The organism is Thermanaeromonas sp. C210, from assembly GCF_013167955.1.
GTDB lineage: Bacteria > Bacillota > DSM-521 > Neomoorellales > Neomoorellaceae > UBA12545.
Window position 1 is genome coordinate 528,237 of record NZ_BLWF01000004.1, and the last position, 15,826, is coordinate 544,062.

14 protein-coding genes, 1 tRNA gene and 1 other RNA gene are annotated in these 15,826 nt (G+C 54.6%); all 16 read right to left on the reverse strand.

Annotated elements, in window-relative coordinates; genetic code table 11:
• Positions 1–73: 73 nt before the first annotated feature.
• The 16 genes from ald to TAMC210_RS13025 all read right to left on the reverse strand — a co-directional run bounded on the left by ald (position 74) and on the right by TAMC210_RS13025 (position 15,053).
• Positions 74–1,189 (reverse strand): alanine dehydrogenase, encoded by a 1,116-nt coding sequence (ald, locus tag TAMC210_RS12950; RefSeq protein WP_173299201.1) that lies wholly within the window; start codon positions 1,187–1,189, stop codon positions 74–76.
• Between the two features lie 124 nt (positions 1,190–1,313).
• Complete coding sequence (locus tag TAMC210_RS12955; RefSeq protein WP_217267386.1) at positions 1,314–2,465, reverse strand: uroporphyrinogen decarboxylase family protein; 1,152 nt, start codon at positions 2,463–2,465, stop codon at positions 1,314–1,316.
• A gap of 25 nt (positions 2,466–2,490) precedes the next feature.
• A complete protein-coding gene (locus tag TAMC210_RS12960; protein WP_254388671.1) occupies positions 2,491–3,456 on the reverse strand; it encodes an aminopeptidase in 966 nt (321 codons plus the stop codon).
• Between the two features lie 12 nt (positions 3,457–3,468).
• On the reverse strand, positions 3,469–3,729 hold the full coding sequence (locus TAMC210_RS12965; protein WP_173299202.1) for a MoaD/ThiS family protein: 261 nt from the start codon (positions 3,727–3,729) through the stop codon (positions 3,469–3,471).
• A gap of 34 nt (positions 3,730–3,763) precedes the next feature.
• A complete protein-coding gene (locus TAMC210_RS12970; RefSeq protein WP_173299203.1) occupies positions 3,764–4,885 on the reverse strand; it encodes a DUF917 domain-containing protein in 1,122 nt (373 codons plus the stop codon).
• 16 nt (positions 4,886–4,901) lie between these two features.
• Positions 4,902–6,812 (reverse strand): aldehyde ferredoxin oxidoreductase family protein, encoded by a 1,911-nt coding sequence (locus TAMC210_RS12975; RefSeq protein WP_173299204.1) that lies wholly within the window; start codon positions 6,810–6,812, stop codon positions 4,902–4,904.
• A 19-nt stretch (positions 6,813–6,831) separates the two neighbouring features.
• Positions 6,832–7,236, reverse strand: coding sequence for a 4Fe-4S dicluster domain-containing protein (locus tag TAMC210_RS12980; RefSeq protein ID WP_173299205.1), 405 nt, complete (start codon positions 7,234–7,236; stop codon positions 6,832–6,834).
• A 75-nt stretch (positions 7,237–7,311) separates the two neighbouring features.
• A complete protein-coding gene (locus TAMC210_RS12985) occupies positions 7,312–8,043 on the reverse strand; it encodes a flavodoxin family protein (protein WP_173299206.1) in 732 nt (243 codons plus the stop codon).
• Between the two features lie 42 nt (positions 8,044–8,085).
• A complete protein-coding gene (locus TAMC210_RS12990; RefSeq protein WP_173299207.1) occupies positions 8,086–9,189 on the reverse strand; it encodes a pyridoxal-phosphate-dependent aminotransferase family protein in 1,104 nt (367 codons plus the stop codon).
• Positions 9,190–9,356: 167 nt separating this feature from the next.
• Positions 9,357–10,370: a 2-dehydro-3-deoxygalactonokinase gene (locus tag TAMC210_RS12995; protein ID WP_254388691.1), complete on the reverse strand. Its 1,014-nt coding sequence runs from the start codon at positions 10,368–10,370 to the stop codon at positions 9,357–9,359.
• Positions 10,371–10,419: 49 nt separating this feature from the next.
• A complete protein-coding gene (locus TAMC210_RS13000) occupies positions 10,420–11,076 on the reverse strand; it encodes a bifunctional 4-hydroxy-2-oxoglutarate aldolase/2-dehydro-3-deoxy-phosphogluconate aldolase (RefSeq protein WP_173299209.1) in 657 nt (218 codons plus the stop codon).
• Positions 11,077–11,580: 504 nt separating this feature from the next.
• The gene (locus tag TAMC210_RS13005) at positions 11,581–12,507 is read right to left on the reverse strand and encodes a DUF2935 domain-containing protein (RefSeq protein WP_173299210.1); all 927 of its coding nucleotides are present in this window, start codon (positions 12,505–12,507) and stop codon (positions 11,581–11,583) included.
• Positions 12,508–12,708: 201 nt separating this feature from the next.
• Positions 12,709–13,073: RNase P RNA component class A (gene rnpB, locus TAMC210_RS13010), an RNA gene on the reverse strand.
• Positions 13,074–13,117: 44 nt separating this feature from the next.
• Positions 13,118–14,230: a Nif3-like dinuclear metal center hexameric protein gene (locus TAMC210_RS13015; RefSeq protein ID WP_173299211.1), complete on the reverse strand. Its 1,113-nt coding sequence runs from the start codon at positions 14,228–14,230 to the stop codon at positions 13,118–13,120.
• Positions 14,203–14,976 (reverse strand): tRNA (adenine(22)-N(1))-methyltransferase, encoded by a 774-nt coding sequence (locus tag TAMC210_RS13020; RefSeq protein WP_173299212.1) that lies wholly within the window; start codon positions 14,974–14,976, stop codon positions 14,203–14,205. The genes TAMC210_RS13015 and TAMC210_RS13020 overlap by 28 nt, the downstream gene beginning before the upstream one ends.
• 1 nt (position 14,977) lies before the next feature.
• A tRNA-Ile gene (locus TAMC210_RS13025) sits at positions 14,978–15,053 on the reverse strand.
• Positions 15,054–15,826: the final 773 nt, after the last annotated feature.

Sequence of the window (15,826 nt, forward strand, 5' to 3'; positions counted from 1 at the left end):
GAGGCTCCATTTATACCTCGGTCCTATGTCATTGCCATAAAAATCTCAGAAAACCTTAGGGTTTGACACCTTCTTAGAGAACTTCCCTCAGGTCATAGAAAGGTATTCCTACTGCCTCGGCTACACCCTTGCACGTGACTTTACCGTCGATTACATTAACCCCTGCTGCCAAACACGGGTTATCCTGTATAGCCCGTAAGTACCCCTTGTTGGCTACTTCTAAGATATAGGGCAGGGTCACGTTGGTAAGGGCAAAGGTAGAAGTGCGGGGAACCGCACCCGGTATATTGGCTACGGAGTAATGCACTACTCCGTGTTTTATATAGGTGGGTTCAGCATGGGTGGTCACCCGGTCGATGGTGGCGATGCACCCACCCTGGTCTATGGCCACATCTACGACCACGGACCCGGGTTTCATGGCTTTGATCATTTCCTCTGTCACCAAGCGGGGCGCCCGAGCGCCGGGGATGAGCACTGCCCCGATCAGAAGGTCAGCCCCTTTCACCGCATCCGCCAGGTTGTAGGTATTAGACATAAGTGTCTCTACGCGGCCCTGGAAAACATCATCCAGGTATCTCAACCTTTCGGCACTGATGTCCAGGATAGTCACCCGGGCCCCCATGCCTACAGCAATCTTGGCAGCATTGGTACCGACCACTCCCCCACCAACTATGACCACCGAGGCCGGAGGAACGCCCGGAACACCGCCCAAGAGCAACCCGGCACCACCACTGTGCTTTTCCAGCAGCCGGGCACCAATCTGCACCGCCATCCTCCCTGCCACTTCGCTCATGGGGGTAAGCAGGGGCAGGCTCCCATCCGGTGCAGTCACCGTTTCGTAAGCTATAGCTACTACGCCCTTTTCGACCAGGCACTTGGTCAAAGGGGCATCCGCCGCCAGATGAAGGTAGGTGAACAATATCTGTCCTTCCCGGAACAGCGGATATTCCGCCGGCAAGGGTTCTTTCACCTTAACAACCATATCTGCCCGCCCATACACTTCTTCATGGGAGTCAACAATTTCGGCCCCAGCTCTGGTGTATTCCTCATCGGTTATACCGCTGCCCAACCCAGCCGACCTCTCTACCAGGACCCGGTGCCCTGCCTGCACTAAGGCCATAACGCCGGCTGGAACTAGGCCCACCCGGTTCTCGCTATTCTTAATCTCCTTAGGAACTCCGATAATCATTTATCCTTCCCGCCTCACTCAAAAGTAGTGTGAGGTGAGGCCACCTGCTGGCCAGGTGGACTCACCCTTTCAACTTTAACTTTGTGCCTGCTAACCCGGTTACGGTTTTGGGTAACTTATGGACTTACCTATATTTACCGTACTCTTCCCAAGCTTCCCACATGGCCATATAATTCTCGGGCGGAACGTCCGGCTGGACATTATGCACAGGTGTAAAGATAAAGCCGCCCCCCGGCGCCAGATCTTCAATCCGCCGCTTAACTTCATCCTTCACCTGCTGAGGGGTACCAAGGTTAAGTACCTGCTGAGTATCTACGCCGCCACCCCAGAAAGTTAGCACATCTCCGAATTCCTTCTTGAGCCTCTTAGTGTCCATGTTCTTAGCGCTCACCTGGACCGGGTTGAGAGCATCTATCCCCACCTCGATAAGGTCGGGAATGATTTCATATACGGCACCGCAGGAATGGAAGAAAATGTAGGCTTTGGAGTATTTCTTAATGGTACCAAACAACTCTTTCTGCCGTGGCTTGATATATTTCCGGTAGGTTTCCGGTGAAATAATCATACCGAATTGCGAGGCAAAATCATCCGCTTCTACTACAACGTCCACCAGGTCGCCCAGCTTGGACAGGGCCACCTCCCAATACCTGATCTTTATCTGTACCGTCTTATCCAGGATAGCGTTTGCCATCTTGGGATCACAGGCCAGATCCACAAAGAAGTTTTCGTATCCCCTCAGCCAATAAGCCATTTCTAGGAAGCCCGCCGATACTCCGGCTAGACATAAAGCTGCTCCGGTAGTCTCTGCCAGGCGCCGGGCCTCTTCTTCTACTCCCTCAAGGCGGCTCGGATCGGCCGGGTCCGGTATCTTGTAGTTAATCACTTCATCCGGGGTAGTAAAGTTAGCCAAGGGGTGGGTTTCCAGGTCAAAGTAAAGCCCACCGTCCCTGGGCATCCTCCATCCAATACCCCACTGGTCCTTGAACCGGATGTACTGGCCGTCTTCCTGAAATTCAAGTTGCCACCCGCGAGGCGGTCTAGAGAATACCGGCCGGAAGTCCACCTTGAGCAGCTGCAAAATGTCCTCATGGACTACGGCCAGCTGCTGGTGAATTTCTCCAACCTTAACCTCGTAATCCTTTTTGCCAAGGTAATCCAGGAGGTTACGATAGGCGATGCGGTGAATACCGGTAGTAACAGTACCCCACAGATCAAATGGTACCCGGTCAGGCTCCTGATGCCGCAAAGCCATTAGAGCTCGTTCCCTCGACTGCATGATATTGCACCTCTCCTTTTACAGGTTATCTAAGCAATAATCTGCCTTCCTTAATTACAACCTCTCCGTCCACCTCCACGGTCGGGTTCAGGACCAGCCCGTCCAGGTGGATGCCGGCTTCAACTGTCCCGCCGAAACCTCTGTTATCTCCAAAGGCAATATGGACGGTTCCAATAGCCTTCTCGTCTTCTAAGATGTTGCCGCTCACGATGGCCTTCTCATTGGTGCCGATACCCAGTTCGGCCAGAGCCGTGCCCGCCTCCCCGCACTTGGTGAGGGACTCCCACAGCCACCTCGCGGCCTCACCACCCTCCGCCCGGACCGCTAAGCCTTTCTTTACCTCGATGATTACGGGCTCCTCCAGGCGACCCCAGCCGGCCAGGGAACCATCCAGCACTAATATCCCTTCAGCCGATCCTTCCAACGGAGCTATATACGCTTCCCCTGCGGGAAGGTTGCCCGAAGCCCCGCGCTGCCGCAGTTCACCGGCATCCATGACCCCGATACGACCGGTGAGCTTCATGGTAATATCCGTCCCCGCGGGAGAGGTTACGCGGGCCACCTGGCCGGCAGTTAGCACCTCGGCGTATTTCTTGGTCAAGGAGCGCATGGCTTCATAGTCCACTGCCAGAGCCCGCGTCATCATCTCGGCGGTGATCATCGGCATACTGGCTACCCGGGCCCCGGCCTCGCAGGCCTTCCGGCGGGCCCTGGTGTGGGAAAGGGACTTGGAGGTGGGGAGCAACAACACGTCGGCCGCGGCCATGGCTGCGGCCACCGCTGCAGGCGGCTCTTCCCCGTGCCGGGAGCGCGGCGGGAATTCTACAAAGATGGCCTCGCGCGCCAGTTCCCTAGCCGCCTGCCAGAAGGCGCCCGCTACCTCTGGCACCAGTCCGTCGGTTACCACCAGCGCCGTCTCGGTGTCTTGTAGAGCCAGGCATTCTACAAGGGCCCGACGGGCAATTTCTTTTAAGTCTACGTGGTTCAACACCTTCCACCCCCATCAACCGCCTGCCAGATACGGCACAAAGACTACCATGTCGCCATCCTTGACCACCGTCTCCAGGCCGTCCAGGGTATAGATACTGCGGCCATTCACTATCACTGCTACGGGCATCCTCCCTCCCGGCCCTTCTACCGCCGGGCCATCCAGGAGTTTAACGATCTGCCTTATTGTACTGCCGGGCTCTATTTCCAGTTCCTCCACCGCCTTACCAAATTTGGCCCTACTGTCCCCTGCGAACCGCAAGTGAATCTTGGCCATCCCTTCCCTCCCTCCGGGTTTAGAGGACATACCCCTATAGTAGTTCAATAGGCGTATATTCCACCTCCGGATGCCCGTATCGGGCTCCACTGAAGGCCCGCGCGCCCTGAGGCGTCTTCATGCTTTCCCGCAGCCGTTGGTGGCACGGTACGCCCACCAGGGCCATGGGCTGGCCTTCCTCTATCTCAACGCTCATAATCCCCCGACCCGATTTCGGGTCCAACATGCATACCAGATCGGGGAAGACCGCCTTGAGTTGGTCCTTTATCCACAGGACCATGGTCTCATTCTTGATGACCATATGGGCCCGCGCACGACCGCAGTCGTCCTCACCGCTCAACCAGACGTTGGTAAGGTAAAAGCCTCCCCTATCTTCTCCTTCCACCTTCTCCACCGTCCCGCGGAAGAGGAGCTTCCCACCCATTACCTCAGCCACCCTCTGGACGGGATCCTTACCTTCATTCCTGGCGGCGATGACCGCCCGGCCGATCTCCAGGGCTTTGCTGATGGTTCGCGGGATGACAGCCTGCTTCAGTTGAGCCCCGGACATGGGGTAATGGTTGTTAGCACCCAGGCCGCCCCCTCTGGTGACCATCCAGCGACCTATCTCGTCGGCGAACACCGGGTCTACCTGTTCGGCCACGATGATGGTGTTGCCCTCGGCGTCTACCAGAGGCATAGGGGTCAAGGAAACCCCGTGGCCCAGGAAACTGGTCATCTGGGTCTCCGGAGCCGACCTCCCCAGGGCATCTCCATCCACGGTGGCGATACCCAACCGCGCGGCCAGGGAAAGCATTACGGGGGTATTGAGACCGCCTACCTCAAAGGGTACTACATAGTCCACCCGGCGGTTTAAATACCTCTCCATGGCCCTGGTGGCTTCCAGCAGTTCAAATTTCTTCTCCCACCGGTCGAGCAGGTCATGAATGCTCCACTGCTCCAGGGTCTTCACCGAGCCCATAATTCCGCCGCAGACTACCAGGGAATCGTCTGGTACCTGGTCGGGATCGACCAGCACCAACTCCCTCCCCTCGGCCAGGTCCTTCTCCAGGATGGCGCGTCCCCACTCGGGGTTGCCTCCCCCACCGGTGCCCAGGATGGCGAGGCCCTCCAGGAGGGGATCGATATCTCTCGCTGTTAGCCGATAGCTTGCCATAATAACCTCTCCTTCTTTACTCGGGAAGAAGTCTTCCCATAGCTTCCAGTTCCCTGGCTACTCCATCCAGCCCCAGCTCTACCAGCGTTTCCCGCTTGGGCCAGCTGGTCTTCGGATCCCAGTTATGCAGGGTATAGTAGGCATCCAACATTTCGTCCAGCTTTTCCTGGGAAAGCACGGTAGCTCCCTCAGGAAGGTCAGGAGCTGGCTCGTTCAGAAGCCGCCAGGGTGCGGTATCATCCTGCCGGGTAGCCCCTTCTCGAACGTTAAAGGCTTTTTCGATGTTAACTATCCTCCGCCCGGCCTTCATAATCTCATCTTCCGACATTTCCAGGCCCGTAGCGGCAGCGAACAGCCGGGCCATACGGTCAGGGGTAACCCCAAAGAGGGCCGTGGTGGTGAAGGCGCAGAATCCAAGGGAGTCCGTTACCGCGTAGCAGTCTTCATGCCGCCGGACGATTTCGGCCCTTTTTTCTGTCAAGTAAGGATTGGCATATTTTTCATCCCCGGTGATGTCTTTAATAATCGCCCTGGCTTCCGGGCTAAGGCCAAATTCCGCAAAGGTCTCGGTGTGCAGGTGGTCGGCCCCTCGAGGGTTGACTGCAAAGGCCAGAGCGTAAGCCATGGCCTTCCGCGTGTCCACTCTGGACTGTTCCAAGCCCTTGACCTCTATGGCCCACTTCCAGGAATCCTGGCCTACTTGCTGGGCCGCCCGCCGGACACCCTCGGCCAGCAGATTGCCTAAACCCTCCCGGAAGGCGATTTGCCTGACCATCTCCACTACGGCTTCGCCGTTACCCCAGGTAAGCTCCAGACCGCCGGTATCCTTTTTGGTCAGAACCCCGCGTTCATAACATTCCATGGCCCAAGCTATTACATTACCCACGGAGATGGTATCCATTCCGTAAAGGTTGCAGAGTTCATTGCCCTTCAGGATATATTCCCACTCATACACGCCGCACCCGCAGCCCAGGGAGCCCAGGGTTTCCAGCTCCGGTCCTCCGGAATAGCAGCCAGCATATTTGCCATGGTCCAGCTCCGTGTAACGGTGACAGCCTAGAATGCAGCTGTTGCAGCCTACCTTACGCTTCAGGTACCGTTCAGCCAGGATTTGGCCGCTGATTTTTTCTAGATTGGGATGGGAACCCCGACGCCAGTTGTCGACGGCAAAGCCCCTCAGCTCATTCAAGGGGAGCACAGAACCCGAAGTGCCGTAGGCGTGCAGACCGCTGGAGCCCGAATCTGCCAGGAGCCCCTTCACGCACTCCTGTACTACCTTCCAATAGGTTACCGGGTCCTTCAAGGCTATTTCGCCGCTGCCTTTGACTGCGATAGCTTTGAGTTTCTTGGATCCCATCACGGCACCCCCGCCTCCACGAGCTGCCGTGTTGTAAATGGAGCACATGACCCCGGCCATCTTGACCAAATTCTCCCCCGCCTGCCCGATGCAGGCCACCTCGATTTCCTCACCGAGCTCCTCCCGCAAGATCCGGGTTGTTTCGCGCACGTCTTTACCCCACAGATGGGCGGCGCTCCGTACTTCCACACGATCGTCTTCGATGTATATATAAACTGGCCGGGCGGCCGCCCCGTGAACTACTAGGTGGTCGTAACCGGCGTACCGTAACTCTGTTCCCCAGTGCCCGCCTGAGTTGGCCTTTAAGTAGAGACCGGTAGCCGGGCTCTTGCAGGTAATGGTGGTCCGGCCGCTGGAAGGAGCGCCGGTGCCGCTGAGTTTGCCGGCGCCAAAGATAAGCACGTTCTCGGGCCCCAGGGGGTCGATACCCGGTTTAACCAGGTCCCAGAGGAGCTTAGCATTGATCCCCCGCGAGCCGAGAAAGGCGGCTTCCAGTTCCTTAGAGATCGGCTCAGTCCACGTCCTCCCCTCCGACAAATCCACATGCAGAATAACCTTGGCCTTCGTCATAGCTCCCCCTCCTTTTGCCTTAGCTCTCGTACCGAATGGCCTGCGGGAGCTGGCACATGGTGACGCACGCAGGCTCTCCTCCGCACAGGTCGCACTTAAAGGCTACTCCCTTTTCAGCGTCAAAAAAGATGACGCCGTACGGGCATGCCTCAATACATGCCTGACAACCGGTACATTCGTCGCTGAAGAGAAGGACTTCGTTTCGTTCATTTCTCCGGATGGCCTCCACAGGGCACGCATCCATGCAGGGTGCCTCATCGCATTGCCGGCACACCACCGGGGTGGATTCCTCAATCTCCTCTTTCTTTTTGATCCGGATACGCGCCCGGCGATAGCTGGGCGCTTTTTCGTGCACCAGGGAGCAGACCATCATACAGGCTTTGCACCCCGTGCAGTTTTCGGGAGTCACCACAATCTTTCCCACTGTTACGACCTCCTTTGTCTGGTTCTTTATCCGCGCTCAAAGCGTCCGCCACCCGCCGGGGAAGCCGTCCCGTACTTAACCCTGAAGGCGATCCAGGAAAGGACGGTAAATAGGGTCTTGCTTCAGCCGTTCGCTTAACGCCTGGCCGCCCGCCTTGATGATCATGGCCAGTTCGGCCGCCCTGCGGCCGATGGTAGCGGCCCCGCGCAGCGCCACCCTCATGTCCAGACTCCCTGCATTCTCCTTACTCTCCAGCACATTCCGGCCCCCTTCATTGTACGTCCAGGCCGCAGCGCCGATATAGGCCTCCCACATGTCGCCCGTCACCGGCACGCATCCCATGACAAGGGCGTGGTTGATGAGGTCGGTAATGGTATGCTCCTGGCCGGAGAACAGGTGGCACCCCTGGGCAATGGCACCTACAACCTTCATGCTTTTGGGCAGGGTAGCCTCCCCCTCAAAAAGGCCGGCGTAGCGGCCGAACAGGCTGTTGCCCAGCCGGTCGATAAAGGCCTTGAGCTGGGCCGGAATGCCCATATGGTACACCGGTACCGAATAGATAATGGCATCCGCCTCCAGCCACTTTTCCCGCAGCTCCTGGAAATCATCTTGGAAGATGCACTCGCCCTGCTTTTCGCCGCAGCGGGAACAACCGATGCAAGGGGCAAATTTCTTCCCCCGGATGGAGTACAGTTCGGTTGCCACTTCACCTGGTGCCACCTGCTGTGCAGCTTCCAGGGCTTTCTCCAGGAGATACTGGCTGTTCCCCTTTCTAGGGCTTCCACAGATACCTAAAACCTTTATCATTCGTTCCCCTCCTAACCGAAGATAAACATACCTCTTCTTAAATTAACACCGGTGTCTCAGAAAATCCCCTAAAGCTTCCAGGAAACTTTCGGCGGCTTCCAGGGTGGCCGTAGCCCCCATATGACCTACTCGGAAGGTGTCTTCCTTGTGGGGACCCAGGCCTCCGCTTATATAAATGCCGTGTTTCTCTTTGAGGAAAGAGACTATATCCTCAGCCTTAACGTCGGGAGGGCATTTCACCGCCGTAACTAAAGGAAGCGGTTCTCCCTGGGCCAGCGTTTCCAACCCCAAAACAGCGACTCCTTCCCGGATATGCCGGGCAACTTCTTCATGGCGCCGGAAGCGCTGCTTGAGCCCCTCCTGGTACATCTGGTCCAGGCTAACCTTCAAAGCCCGTACAGTATTGACCGCCATAGTGATACCGTAAGGCTGGAAACGGCCTTGTTTCTTCTCGAATTCCTGCCATACCCGAAGATTCAGGTACCATCCTACCGGAGGGGATTGGCGGGCCACCAGGAATTCTTGTGCTTTTTGGCTAACAGCGATTACGGCCAATCCCGGTGGTGCCGAAAGGCCCTTCTGGGAAGCAGTTACACACACGTCCACTCCCCAGTCATCCATTAAGAACTCCATTCCTCCCACCGAACATACGGCATCTACGAAAAGAAGTACGCTCCGACGGCTGGTAATCTCTCCGATCTCTTTAACAGGGTTAACCACGCCGGTAGAAGTTTCACCATGAACTACTGCTACCGCCTTTACATCCCTTTCTTCTTTGAGAACCTTGTCTACCAAAGCCGGATCCACCGGCTGGCCCCATTCTCCTTTTACTCGCACTACCCCAATGCCGTAGGTCTCGGCGATCCACGCTATCCGTTCGCCAAAAAAGCCGTTGTCCACTACCGCTATTCTTTCGCCCGGGGCTGCCAGGGTATTTACGGCCGCCTCGACGCCCGCATGGCCCGAACCCACGGTTAAATACACTTTTCCTTTAGTACCCAACAAAGGTTTAAGGCTGTCCCTTGTTTCGTTGTATTCCCGAACCCACTCTTCCCCGTAGTGAGGAACTATCGGCTGGCTCATAGCAGCCCGCACCTCTTGGGTTAGAGCGCAGGGGCCCGGTATCATCAACAGCGGCTTTTCCATCTTATTTACCTCCTCAGGGGAACCTGCCCCCCTTAGCCCTGGCGGTACTTTAATCATCCTTTGGCCGGCTGGTGGCAGTCAGGGCAACAGCCGCCAGGATGATAAGTCCCTTAAAAATATCCTGGAAGAAATACTGTGAACCCGCATGAACAGCTACGCCGAATTTCTCATACCCTAACCGCCACCCCTCCTGCCCTCTCCACGTAATACAGCCCAATTTTCCTGGCTCCGACGGCGGTAGACATCTCCACCGTTTCATCATCCAACATTACCAGTTTGTCTTTGACCTCCGGTTCCTCCGCTAGCAAAGTGTAGAGGGCCAGCCTCAGGGGCAACGGGCCGCCTATCACGATCTTGTCCTGCCCGTTAAGGGCACAGGCCCTGCTGTTTTTCATGGCAATCAAATCCTGCCCTAAGATAACCCCCAGAAGGAAATTAGCCCTCTGTTCCCCATCCGTGGGCATAAACTGGCTCATTATCCTGGTGGAAAAGCAGCCCCGGGTGAGGCCCACCTGGCGCGATATGGCCGCACCCCTGGAAATCATCTCCGGGTCCACCCGGGAAACAAGGTTTGGCGGAATAGAGTCGGCCAGGATGGTCTCAGTGGCCAGGGTACTAAATATCTCCCCTGCCATGGTAGTGAGGCAGCCCGCAATCTGGTTACGTTCATTTATCTTTATAATCTTTGTGTGCGAGCCCGGTAAGATCATGGTGAGGGGTCCCCTTAGGGACAGGAGTTCAAGAATGCCCAGGGCTTCCGTCTCCTCTCCCCGCATAATGTCCATGGCTTCCAGATTCTCAGCTTTTTCCCCGACGTGACAATTGTTCTTAATCCCCGGAATAAAGAGGATGGGGACATCCATAAGTTCTGGAATCTTCACCAGCCGGCTCCCCGCGGCCAGTTCTTCTACGCCGGCCGGAGTACTTATATGCGGTACTTCATAGATTCCGACGTTGGAGGTTATCATGCCCGAGGCGGTCACCAATTCCAAATCTTTTTCTTTGATACCCACCATTTCCAGGGCCTCCCGCGTGGCCCGGCGCAGACCGTCAAGAAGAGTATCTTTACTTCCGCTGATAGCCGTGTTGCGCACCCCTACGGGCGCACAGGCCTTACCTATTACTTGGTCGTTGCTCAAGACTCTCACTCTGGTGTTGGTGGTGCCACCATCTATCGTCATCAGCAGCAAGGTCTACCATCCTTACCTCTTGCTTAACGTTTCTGGAGCATTAGCCTTGTTGTTCACTTACTACTTGCTTAAATCGGCGCGCGATGGCGGCGAGCCTCGGCCAGTCGCTTTTTGCCAGGATGTCTCGGGGTGTCAAGGAGGAACCGACCCCAAGAACCTTAGCTCCCGCCTCCAAGAAGGCACGCCCATTTTCCAGAGTAACCCCGCCCACCGCAGCTAAAGGTATTTCGGGAAAAGGCCCACGCATTTCCCGGAAGAAGGAGAATCCCAGGGTACTTGCCGGAAAAACCTTTACAAGGTCCGCTCCCAACTTGTAGGCCTGGTGGATCTCCGTAGGCGAAAAAGCACCCGGTATAACGGCTACATCCAATTCCTTACAGATCTCCACTACCTCAGGCAACATGGTGGGTGTCACGATAAACTTCGCTCCGACCTCGATCGCCTGCCTGGCCGCTTCGGCCGAAGTAACCGTGCCGGCCCCCAGCAGCATGTCTTCGCCATGCCTTTCCACTAGTTGCGACAACAGGCTAAGGGCCGCGGGACTGTTCAGGGTCACCTCCGCTACTTTTATCTGCGATTCCAGGAAAATATCGGTAACTATTAAAAGTTTTTCTTTCTCGATGTTCCTAAGTATTGCTATCAGTTTCTCCCGTAAAATCATTTGGGTTATTTCTTCCTTTTTCCCCAGTCTTGCCATCCTCTCCATCTCCTCCTCATCGTCGATATTACCGCCCACTCTGTTGCATCTAACGTAACATTGTTGTTCATATAGTTCGCCGACTAGCGCCTTCCCGCTGTGCAGGCCGTCCCTCTATTACCCACAGGTCCCGGCACTGATTATATAGTTTTGCACACCCGGACTGATTGCGTTGCATACTGCACAACACTGTTGCTCAGCTATTATAAGAATTCAACGTCCATCCTCAGAATCCTTCTGAACCTGGGTAAATTTTTTTGTATCATGAAAGCCAAACGCGGGAAGATGCAATTTAACAAGATGCAATTCAAAAAGAGGGTAACAACGTCCTCGATATTGTAAGACCAAAAAGCCTCGGCAAGAGTCGTCGGGGCTTCTTTGTTTAAGCAAGCGTTCCCCTTTAAACAGGTTCTTTTAAACAGGTTCTGCCCCAGAGTACGGTGCAGGAAGGTGTCTTTAAACCCCAACCGAATTAGAATTTCGACGAGCGTCCTGTCTTTTCTTTTAAAAACTCCTACTAAAAGTTCTTAATAATCGCAGGTAATGATTTGCTTCCCTCAGTACATGGTCAGCCAATAAAGGTAAGATAATAGATCTTATTTTACATACAAGAATACCCTCCGTGCCTTGTCTCTTGAAATCCCTTATCTTTTCGGTTTCCTTCAGGCTTTCTTGGGTAACCTGGGGTAAAAGGGTAATCTGACTGTGCAATGCCAGCGCCTTATCAGTAAGCACGTCAAACTCTTTACCAAAATTATTGGCTGTTTGTAATAAGGTCTCTTCGGTGGGATCTAAAAGTCCCCTGATAAATTTTGCATGTTCGGCCATAATTTTGTTCCAGAAAGATTCCTGCTCAACTGCAAATCTGATCATATCCACTATAAGCCTGTTTTGTAATCTCGTGAGTAAGCTTACGAACAATATAGCTTCCCTGCGAATGTGGTCAATCAAAAGCGGATAGTTGAATGTAAATACCCTGCAAGCCAGAACACTGTCCAGCACTAAGGTCTTAAAATTAATTAAAGATCGTGTAACCGCAGTTACCCTCTGATTTAACTCAGCAACTCTTTCTGCCAGCATTCCTGTATTTAATTGTTGTACACCTTTAACCAGGGAAAGTTCAGCCGTGGTGATGCTGGTGTCAATTGGAATGCCGGTATAAAACTGAGTTGCCCTTTCAGCATTAAGTGTAAAATCGGTAACTATTTCTCCTGAAGATGCTACGTCGGGACCAATAAATCCATCCGCAAGTGATACAGCCTCTCTTAGTAAGGCCTCAAACTGTTTCATAAGAGTATCTGCCTGACGCGCCAGGTCTGAATTAACCGGGGTGAAGGCCCCTTCTAAAAAGAAGGAGTGTTCCTTCATAATCCTTAAAAAGAACAGGTTTAAATCCAGCGACTGCCTAACAAAATCTTCAATTGACAGCATTTTTATCCCCCCCTTGTACAACCCTCGAGATACAAATTGCCACGTTGTTATATTTTTATGTTGCAGCCAGAACAGGTGAGAAGGCGGCCTGGCGGGATTGCAAAATGGAGCAATAGAAAGAGTATGGCCCACTGAGTGAGACATAACTCCACTCAGTGGGCCATAACTTCGGTTGGTAACACGTAATCTACAATAATAGGACCGTTGAGCAAACCTGTAAGCCGAGTTCTGTCGAGGGTGGTCATCTATCTAGGATGCCAGTTGCCTGGCACCTCCAGCGACCTTACCCGGGGACGGAGCGGGCCACTCCATTGTCCCCCTATTCGGTCTTGCTCCAGGTGGGGTTTACCTAGCCGGTTAGTCGCCTAACCGCTGGTGAGCTCTTACCTCACCTTTCCACCCTTACCCCAGGGGCTAAGGCACGTGTACCTTAACCCTTGAGGCGGTCTGTTTCTGTGGCACTATCCTTGGGGTCGCCCCCACTGGGTGTTACCCAGCACCCTGCCCTGTGGAGCTCGGACTTTCCTCAGGAGGGAAGACCCTCCTGCGACCACCCGGTTTACTCAATCGTCCTATGTACGTAACTATTCTACCACACTTCCGCCTCTGATTACAACACCCGCCAGGGTTCCCTTTCTTTTTGCGCCTCCAGGACCATGACTTCCCGCTCCTGAAGCTCCTCCTGCAGGTAGGCCACCAGGGCGGGCACGATAACCCTTTCGGTGGCAAAATGACCCCCATCGATAACCGCCAACCCCAGGTCTAGAGCCCGCCGGGCCTCATGATATTTGAGATCTCCCGTAACCAGCACGTCTGCTCCCTTGGCCACGGCCTTCTCCATAACCTCGCTCCCGGCCCCTCCGCAAACAGCCACCTGCCTTATCTTGCGGTCGGGATCGCCGACTACCGTTATCCTCTCACACCCCAGTTCTTTCTTAACTGCCAAGGCCCACTCGTGGAGGCTCACGGCCTGGGGAAGTCTTCCCAGGCGCCCGATCCCCTGGGCCGGGCCTTCGTTGGCCAGGGGATAAACGTCGTAAGCCACCTCTTCGTAGGGGTGAGCGTTGATTAACGCCTGCAGCACTTCCGGGAGCCGCTCCCGGGGTAATATGGTTTCCAGGCGGTATTCCTTTACTTCTTCCAGTTTCCCCTCTTGACCGATATAGGGGGAAGTGCCGGCCAGGGGGAGAAAGGTTCCGGTACCTAAAGTGCGGAAGGTGCAGTGAGAGTAGTTGCCTATCCATCCGGCTCCCGCTGCTCCAAGGGCATCCCTAACCCGGCCTTCGGCTTCCTCTGGCACAAAGGTCACCAGTTTGTAATATTTTTCCCGGTAGGTGGGCACGAGTATTTCTATATTTTCCAACCCCAGTCTGACAGCTAGGTGATAGCTGACCCCTAGATTGGCCGCGTCAAGATTAGTATGGGCGCTGTATACCATAATGTCCCCTTGCACCAGCCGCCGCACCAGGTCGCCGGAGCTGCGATCAAAGCGCAAATGCTTCCACGGCCGGAAGAAAAGGGGATGATGGCTGATGATCAAATTGGCCCCGCGGGCCGCAGCTTCCTCTGCTACTTCATGGGTCACGTCAAGGGCGACGAGAACCCTCCGCACTTCCTTCTGCGGGTCACCCAGTAACAGACCCACATTGTCCCACTCGGCGGCTAACTCCGGCGGTGCCAAGGCTTCCATAATGGCTATGATTTCCCGGCAGGTGGCAGGCATATCATGACCTCCTGTAGCTCTCGGATCTTTTCTTCTATTTCCCGGCGGCGGGCCACTGCTTCCGGCCGCCGGCTTTGGGCTAGCCCCTCCCGCACCCTCTGCAGCTGCCGGAGGCGGCCGTCCAGATAACCGGGCAGCAAGGGATGTCCTTTGGCCATTAGGAGAGGGCCAACCTCCCACTCCGCCCGGCTGAAGGCAGGGCTGGGACCGGGCTCCCAGGCCAGGACGACATAATACCTCTCCCTATCCCAAATGAGGTCCTCATCCACCAGCCGCCAGCCCGTACCTGCCAGCCAACGCCTCAAATTCTCTTCCTGGCCCTGGGGCTGAAGGATCAAGTGCCGGATGGTGTTTAGTATGTCCGGCGAAGCGGAAAGTATAGCCCGCATGGTGCTGCACCCCAGGCCGGCCATGGTAATTACCTCTACCTCCCCGGGCTTCAGGGGTTTAAGACCCCATCCCAGCCTGATATCAATGCGGTGGCTGAGCCCCGCAGCAGCTACGTTGGCCAGGGCATTCTGGTAGGGCCCAGGGCGGCTTTCTATCCCCACGGCCCGGGGTGAATGCCCCTCCCCCACCAGGTAAATGGGAAGGTAGGCGTGGTCCGTCCCGATGTCGGCCAGGGCCTTTCCCCCGGGCACCATAGCGGCTACGCCTTGCAGCCGGGGAGAAAGCCCTGAATTAAAAAAGGCCAGCAGTCCCGGCCACCTCCCGACCTCCGACTCTGACCTTTGGATAGTCTTCAATTGGTGGGCCCACTAGGATTCGAACCTAGAACCAACGGATTATGAGTCCGCTGCTCTGCCGTTGAGCTTCCGAACCCTTGTGGCGCTTAGTTTTCCCCTTACTGGCTGTTTTTAAGAACAGCGGATTTACATTGATAATTTTAACACGTTTTATGACGTAATGCAATATCTAAGGTATGCTTTTGAGTTATATTTGTTATAACTGCTTTATCCATATTTGGCATGACGTGACGATTATAGAGCGATTATGGCCCTAGCCATCATGTTCCAGTTAAGCGCTTATCTCATAATTCGGAGCTAGATCCAGTCAATAATGAACAAAGCTGCTAGCGAACGATTTACCGATCGAAAGTATTGTTAAAATGACAATACCTAACCGCAAGAGGTGGCTTATTCTCGACACGTTATCATTTCAACTCCTGTTATAAACGAAAACTTATCCTATTGCCTTCCAACCCCCTATCTTTACTCCAAAGGCTTAGCCTGTACGCAGTTAAGGCACTTAGAAATTCACTCTAACCCCTGGAGGGGGGGATAGCAGCTGCATGACGGAACAGATCGCCAGAGCCAAAATTCTTGCCTGGATTGAAAAGGAAAGGCGATTTATGCGATCTACTTTTACACGTATTCAATCCAAAGGTACTAACACTAATAGTACCATGCTCCTTGGATTTGCGGTTTAAGCGAATGTCACTACTGCCATTGTTTTATATGTGCTAAGGTCACGTAATTCAACTGCGGCAAGTTGTTCGTTTTCATAAATATAAAAGTACATGGTTTTAGTAACTGTCGTTCCAGGAAGCAAATTGTGGTGGTATATACACAGGAGCTATGCCAAGCAATGTTGCAG

Coding starts and splice junctions, on each gene's coding strand:
- TAMC210_RS13005 (WP_173299210.1), bottom strand. CDS start 12,507: ATGCTGTCAATTGAAGATTTTGTTAGGCAGTCGCTGGATTTAAACCTG.
- TAMC210_RS12965 (WP_173299202.1), bottom strand. CDS start 3,729: ATGGCCAAGATTCACTTGCGGTTCGCAGGGGACAGTAGGGCCAAATTT.
- TAMC210_RS12995 (WP_254388691.1), bottom strand. CDS start 10,370: ATGACGATAGATGGTGGCACCACCAACACCAGAGTGAGAGTCTTGAGC.
- TAMC210_RS12985 (WP_173299206.1), bottom strand. CDS start 8,043: ATGATAAAGGTTTTAGGTATCTGTGGAAGCCCTAGAAAGGGGAACAGC.
- TAMC210_RS13000 (WP_173299209.1), bottom strand. CDS start 11,076: ATGGCAAGACTGGGGAAAAAGGAAGAAATAACCCAAATGATTTTACGG.
- TAMC210_RS12970 (WP_173299203.1), bottom strand. CDS start 4,885: ATGGCAAGCTATCGGCTAACAGCGAGAGATATCGATCCCCTCCTGGAG.
- TAMC210_RS13015 (WP_173299211.1), bottom strand. CDS start 14,230: ATGCCTGCCACCTGCCGGGAAATCATAGCCATTATGGAAGCCTTGGCA.
- TAMC210_RS12955 (WP_217267386.1), bottom strand. CDS start 2,465: ATGCAGTCGAGGGAACGAGCTCTAATGGCTTTGCGGCATCAGGAGCCT.
- TAMC210_RS12975 (WP_173299204.1), bottom strand. CDS start 6,812: ATGACGAAGGCCAAGGTTATTCTGCATGTGGATTTGTCGGAGGGGAGG.
- TAMC210_RS12990 (WP_173299207.1), bottom strand. CDS start 9,189: ATGGAAAAGCCGCTGTTGATGATACCGGGCCCCTGCGCTCTAACCCAA.
- ald (WP_173299201.1), bottom strand. CDS start 1,189: ATGATTATCGGAGTTCCTAAGGAGATTAAGAATAGCGAGAACCGGGTG.